The sequence below is a fragment of the Pseudonocardia sp. genome (assembly GCF_025965585.1).
Lineage (GTDB): Bacteria > Actinomycetota > Actinomycetes > Mycobacteriales > Pseudonocardiaceae > Pseudonocardia.
In genome coordinates this window covers 21,912-27,911 of the sequence record NZ_JAOPWR010000180.1, presented here as the reverse complement: position 1 = coordinate 27,911, position 6,000 = coordinate 21,912, and the positions used below count along the sequence as shown (strand labels likewise).

Annotated in this window: 7 protein-coding genes; 6 read left to right on the top strand and 1 reads right to left on the bottom strand. The window is 68.5% G+C overall.

Features of this window, described 5'->3' with window-relative positions; translation table 11 throughout:
* The 4 genes from JWR81_RS11735 to JWR81_RS11720 all read left to right on the top strand — a co-directional run.
* Positions 1–302, top strand: a 302-nt coding sequence (locus JWR81_RS11735; protein ID WP_297650477.1) for a DUF485 domain-containing protein, incomplete at its 5' end; no start/stop codon positions are given.
* Positions 303–343: 41 nt separating this feature from the next.
* Positions 344–1,903 (top strand): cation acetate symporter, encoded by a 1,560-nt coding sequence (locus JWR81_RS11730; RefSeq protein WP_297650479.1) that lies wholly within the window; start codon positions 344–346, stop codon positions 1,901–1,903.
* Positions 1,904–1,989: 86 nt separating this feature from the next.
* Positions 1,990–3,378 (top strand): OFA family MFS transporter, encoded by a 1,389-nt coding sequence (locus JWR81_RS11725; RefSeq protein WP_297650476.1) that lies wholly within the window; start codon positions 1,990–1,992, stop codon positions 3,376–3,378.
* 1 nt (position 3,379) lies between these two features.
* Positions 3,380–3,514 carry a hypothetical protein gene (locus tag JWR81_RS11720; RefSeq protein WP_297650474.1) on the top strand — a complete coding sequence of 45 codons (135 nt, stop codon included), beginning with the start codon at positions 3,380–3,382 and terminating at the stop codon, positions 3,512–3,514.
* A gap of 258 nt (positions 3,515–3,772) precedes the next feature.
* Here the strand turns inward: JWR81_RS11720 and JWR81_RS11715 are convergent, their stop codons facing one another.
* A complete protein-coding gene (locus JWR81_RS11715; RefSeq protein WP_297650472.1) occupies positions 3,773–3,964 on the bottom strand; it encodes a hypothetical protein in 192 nt (63 codons plus the stop codon).
* A gap of 135 nt (positions 3,965–4,099) precedes the next feature.
* Here JWR81_RS11715 and JWR81_RS11710 point away from each other — a divergent pair, with 135 nt between their 5' ends.
* Together JWR81_RS11710 and JWR81_RS11705 are read left to right on the top strand one after the other, a co-directional pair.
* Positions 4,100–5,401 (top strand): bifunctional 3,4-dihydroxy-2-butanone-4-phosphate synthase/GTP cyclohydrolase II, encoded by a 1,302-nt coding sequence (locus JWR81_RS11710; protein ID WP_297650469.1) that lies wholly within the window; start codon positions 4,100–4,102, stop codon positions 5,399–5,401.
* A complete protein-coding gene (locus tag JWR81_RS11705) occupies positions 5,398–5,913 on the top strand; it encodes a flavin reductase family protein (RefSeq protein ID WP_297650467.1) in 516 nt (171 codons plus the stop codon). Before JWR81_RS11710 ends, JWR81_RS11705 begins: the two co-directional genes overlap by 4 nt.
* The last annotated feature ends 87 nt before the right edge of the window (positions 5,914–6,000 follow it).

The following is a 6,000-nucleotide window of genomic DNA, read 5'->3' as shown; positions in this document are numbered from 1 at the left end:
TCGACTTCGCCGCTATTCAACGAACGCCCGAGTTCCGAGCGCTTCGCCGTAAGCAGCGCAACTTCGTGTTCCCGATGAGTCTGCTTTTCATGCTCTGGTTCATGGCCTATGTCTTACTGTCTGCCTATGCTCGCCAATTCATGGCGATCAAAGTGCTCGGGTTGATCAACGTCGGGATCGTGATGGGCCTGGCGCAGTTCCTCACCACCGTCGTGATCATGGCTCTGTACTGTTCGTACGCGGACAAGACATTGGGCGCGGCCGTCGAGGACGTCCACCTTCGCGCCGGGAACGAGTCGTGACCGCGCAGTTGGTGGCGGGAACGACCCTGGCCGCGACCGGCATGGACACCAAACCGATGTTCAGCCTGGCACTCTTCATCGGGTTCGTGGCGATCACCCTCTATGTGGTGCGTCGGGTCAGCGGCGGGAATTCCACGACCAGCAACTACTACACCGCCGGTGGCGGATTCACCGGCGCGCAGAACGGTATCGCGCTGTCCGGTGACTTCCTGTCGGCCGCATCGTTCCTCGGTATCGCCGGGGGCATCGCGGTACACGGCTACGACGGGTTCGTCTACTCGGTGGGCTGGGTGGTGGCCTGGCTCGTCGGACTGCTGCTCATCGCCGAGATGCTGCGCAACACCGGCCGGTTCACGATGGGTGATGTGGTGGCCTACCGGTTGCGCCAGCGGCCGGTCCGGATCGCGGCGGCCACCTCGACGCTGATGATCTCGTTCCTCTACCTGCTGGCCCAGGTGGCCGGCGCCGGGGGCCTGGTCTCGCTGCTGCTCAACATCAGCAGCCGTCTCGGGCAGTCCATCGCCATCGCGGTGGTCGGCATCGTCATGATCGTTTATGTGCTGGTCGGCGGGATGAAGGGAACCACCTGGGTCCAGATCATCAAAGCCACGCTGTTGTTGCTCTGCATGGTACTGATCACGGTCTACCTGCTGGGCGCGTTCGACTTCAACTTCTCCACGATCTTGGCGAAGGCCTCGACGGGCAGCCCGATGGGAAGCGCCATCCTGGATCCCGGCGCGCTGTACGGCGCCAACGAACTCGATTTCGTGTCACTCGCGCTGGCTCTGGTGCTCGGCATCTGCAGTCTTCCGCACGTGCTGATGCGCTTCTACACCGTGCCGAACTCGAGAGAGGTCCGCCGATCGTTCCGATGGGCGATCTGGGCAATGGTGGTGTTCTATTTCTGCACGCTTATCGTCGGCTACGGGGCGACCGCGCTCGTCGGCGCGGACACGATCGTGCACGCGCCGGGTGGGGAGAACTCCGCGGCGCCACTGCTCGCCTACGCCATCGGCGGGCCGATGCTGTTGGGGCTGGTCTCGGCGGTGGCCTTCGCCACCATCCTGGCCGTGGTCGCCGGACTGACCCTGACCGCGTCGGTGTCCTTCGCCCACGACATCTACGCCAGCATCATCAAACGCGGCCAGGCCGAGGCGGGCCGTGAGATCCAGGTCGCCCGTCTCACCGCGTTGATCATGGGCGTCCTGGCCATCCTGGGCGGCATTCTGGTCAACGGGCGCAACGTCGCGTTCCTGGTGGCGCTGGCGCTGGCGCTGGCAGCCTCGGCGAACCTGTCCGCGCTGCTGTACTCGCTGTTCTGGAAGCGGTTCAACACCGCCGGGGCGCTGGCCAGCATCTACGGTGGCCTCGGCTCGTGCGTCCTGCTGATCGCCCTGTCGCCGGTGGTGTCCGGCGCGAAGGACTCGATCGTGAAGAGCGTCGACTTCCACGTCTTCCCGCTCAACAACCCGGGGATCGTGTCGATCCCGTTCTCGTTCCTGTGCGGGTGGGCGGCCACCCTGATCAGCGGCCGCGCGGAAGACCCGGCGAAACAGGCCGAGATGGAGGTCAGGTCGCTCACCGCGATCGAAGCCGATTGACCGTCCTGACATCTCACTCACCCATGAGCCCGTGCCGTGCTAGGCGCGGTCCACTCGAGCGGCGTCTGCCGAAAGGGGTAAATTCGTTGCCAACAGGTGGTTTTCTGGACCGGTCACGCATCGTCGCGTCGCGGGGGTGGAGCCGGTGGCTGGTGCCTCCGGCCGCGCTGTCGATCCACCTGGCCATCGGCCAGGTCTACGCATGGAGCGTGTTCAAAGACCCGCTGGGTGCCACCGTGCTCAAGGGCAACAGCTTCGCCGGCACCCTGTCCGGCCTGCCGTTCACGCTGGGCATCGTGATGCTCGGCGTCTCCGCCGCGTTGTTCGGGACGAAGGTCGATCACAAGGGCCCGCGCTGGGCGATGTTGGTGGCCACGGTGTTCTTCGCCGCAGGCTTCCTGATCTCCGCCGCGGGGATGGCGCTGGGTCAGTTCTGGCTGGTGATCGTGGGTTACGGGTTCGTGGGCGGGATCGGGCTGGGCATCGGCTACATCTCCCCGGTCTCCACGCTGATCAAGTGGTTCCCGGACCGGCCCGGCATGGCCACCGGTATCGCCATCATGGGCTTCGGCGGCGGTGCGCTGATCGCCTCGCCGTGGTCCAGCGCGATGCTGACCGCGTTCGGCGGCAGTGGCGCGGGCGCGCGGTCGGGCGGTATCGCCGACACGTTCCTGGTCATGGGCATCGCCTACGCGATCTTCATGTCGCTGGGCTGGTTACTGATCCGGGTCCCGGCCGACGACTGGAGCCCGGCCGGATGGGATCCGGCGTCGGCGCGGGAGCGGTCGCTGGTGTCCACCGCGAACGTGTCGGCGGCCAACGCGATCAAGACCCCGCAGTTCTGGCTGCTGTGGGTGGTGCTGTGCTTCAACGTCACCGCCGGCATCGGGATCCTGGAGCGGGCCGCCCCGATCTACCAGGACTTCTTCCGCGGCGAGGCGCCAGCCAAGACGCTGGTCACGATCGCCGCCGGGTTCGTGGCCATCCTGTCGCTGGCCAACATGCTGGGCCGGTTCGTCTGGTCCTCGCTGTCGGACGCGATCGGCCGCAAGAACATCTACCGGATATACCTGGGGGTCGGCGCGATCCTCTACCTGGTGCTCGAACTGCTCGGCAGCGCGAACAAGGCGGTGTTCCTGGTCTGCGCTCTGCTCATCCTGTCCTTCTACGGCGCCGGGTTCGCCACCGCCCCGGCCTACCTGCGGGACCTGTTCGGCACGTTCGAAGTCGGCGCCATCCACGGCCGGCTGCTCACCGCCTGGTCGGTAGCCGGCGCGCTGGGCCCGTTCATCGTCGACTACCTCGCCGACCGGCAGACGGCCGCCGGCCTGTCCGGCCCCGCGCTGTACACGCTGTCGTTCCGGATCATGATCGGGCTGCTGGTCATCGGCTTCATCGCCAACGAGCTGATCAAGCCGGTGCACGCCAGGTTCCATCAAGCCACCGACCAACTCACCAGTCGAGAGACCATCTGACATGAGCGACCAACAACAAACCACATCATCAGCCCTGCTCCCGCTGAGCGTGCTGGCCTGGCTGTGGATCCTGGTCCCGTTCGGCTACGGCCTCTGGGAGCTTCTGACCAAGGTCGGCCCCCTCTTCGCCCGCTGACGTCACAGGCCCGGTGGTGAGAAGCGGGACGCACCGATCAACCCCAGCCGGATCGCTGCCGTTCCGCTGCAGATCGGCGCGCCGACCCGCAGCCGGCGCAGAACGCACACCTGCCGGGCGCGGGTATCCGGGGCGCATGGCCCGGCTGGGGCTACGCGTCAGCCAGGTTCCTCCGGCCGCGGCTGGAGGAACCTGGACCGGCGCAACGCGATCGTGCGGGTGAGGGCACGCGAGACCTGTCCCAGCACGCCACGGCCGCTACCTGGCGGCGCGTGCCTGGCTGCCGCGTTCCGCCCACTCGTCGACCAGGGGAACCCGGTCCCGGGCGGCCGGCACCCGCTGCAGATGCTGTTGCCCGCGGTGGTCGGCGCCGGCTCGCACGTTGATCGTCGGCCCCGGGAACAGCGTCGCCGGTTTCCGCACCGCGACGAACCCGACGCCCAGGGCCACCGCGACCGCCTCCCGGGCCTGCGCACGCTCGACCTGGAGAACACGGTGTTCTGAGCAGGCGATGATCAGAGCACGCTGCGCCCACTGTCCGGAACTCGGACACCTGCGCATCCGCATCGCTCCTACCGTCGGATCATGGGACACGGTGAGGGCGACGCGGCCGGTACAGACCGGTCAGGGGCCGGGGTGGAGGCCGCGCTCGCGGAGCTGCGGCGCGGGCGGATGGTGCTGGTCGTCGACGACGAGGACCGGGAGAACGAGGGTGACCTCATCATGGCCGCCGAGCTGGCCACGCCCGCGGCGATGGCCTTCATGATCCGGTACACCAGCGGGTTGCTGTGCGTGGGGTTCACCGAGGAGCGCGCCCGTCAGCTCCGGCTGCCACTGATGGTGACCGACAGCGACGACCCGCGAGGCACCGCGTTCACCGTGTCGGTCGACCTCAAGGTGGGCACCACAACAGGGGTTTCGGCCGGGGACCGGGCACTGGCCGTGCGCGCGCTGGTGGCCGACGGCACCCGGCCCGAGGACTTGTCCAGGCCGGGTCACGTCTTCCCGCTGATCGCCCGGGAAGGCGGTGTGCTGCGCCGGGCCGGGCACACCGAGAGCGCCGTGGACCTGTGCCGGCTGGCCGGGTTGCGGCCTGCAGGTGTGCTCTCGGAGGTCACGAACGACGACGGCACCATGGCGCGGCGTCCCCAGCTCGCGCGGTTCGCCGCCGAGCACGGCCTGGTCACGATCGCGGTCGCCGACATCGTCCGCTACCGGCGCCGGACCGAGACGCTGGTCCGGCGCGAGGCCGCGGGCCGGGTGCCCAGCGAGCACGGCGAGTTCACCGCGATCACCTTCCGTGCGCTCGTGGACGACTGCGAACACGTCGCGCTCGTGCTCGGCGAGGTCAACCAGACCGGCGCCGAACCGGGCAGCGCCGGCTCCGCGCCGGTCCTGGTCCGGGTGCACTCCGAGTGCCTCACCGGTGACGTCTTCGGCTCCCGGCGCTGCGACTGCGGCGAGCAACTGGAAAGGGCCATGGTCAGGATCGGCGAGGCCGGCAGGGGAGTGGTCGTGTACCTGCGCGGGCACGAGGGCCGCGGCATCGGGTTGAGCCACAAGCTGCGCGCCTACAACCTGCAGGACGCCGGCCTGGACACCGTCGATGCGAACCTCGTCCAGGGCTTGCCCGTCGACAGCCGGGAGTACGGCATCGGCGCGCAGATCCTGCGCGATCTGGGCGTCCGGGAGATCCGGTTGATGACCAACAACCCGGCCAAGTACCGCGGCCTGGTCGGGCACGGAATACACATCGCCGCCCGCGAACCCATCGACATCGCTCCCAACCCGGACAACATCTCCTACCTCACCACCAAGCGCACGCGGATGGACCATCAGCTCGGAGCGGGCGAGGCTGCCCCGGCCACCGGGAGCGAGGTCTCGTGACCGATCTCGCGGGGCCCGGACCGCGTCCCGCCGAGGACCAGGCGCAGCTGTTCCGGGACGCGATGGCGTCGTTCCCCAGCGGGGTCACCATCGTCACGACCGTCGACGACGCGGGCCGATGGTGGGGCTTCACCGCGACCTCCTTCTGCTCGGTGTCGATGTATCCACCGCTCGTGCTGGTCTGCCTGGCTACGGGGGCCGAATGCCATCCGGTGTTCGCCGCGGCGCAGCGCTGGATCGTGCACGTCATCCACCCCGAGCACGCCGACCTCGCGATCCGATTCGCGACGCGCGGCGCCGACAAGTTCAACGACGCGGGCTTCATCGCCGACGAGCGCGGCCTGCCCGTGCTGCCTCGGGCGTGCGTCACCCTGGACTGCACCGTGCACGGCCGTCACCCCGGCGGCGACCACACCATCCTGCTCGGGCGGGTCGAGAACACCCGGCTCGGCGAGGACCTGCCCGCCGTCTACTTCCGCCGCGGGTTCCACCTGCTCAGCCGGCCGACGTAGCCGGCGCTGACCATCTCGGCCGACCGTAGGTCGACCTGCCCTGCGTCGGGATCGCGGAGACGGACGACGAACTGCTCGCAGACGTGC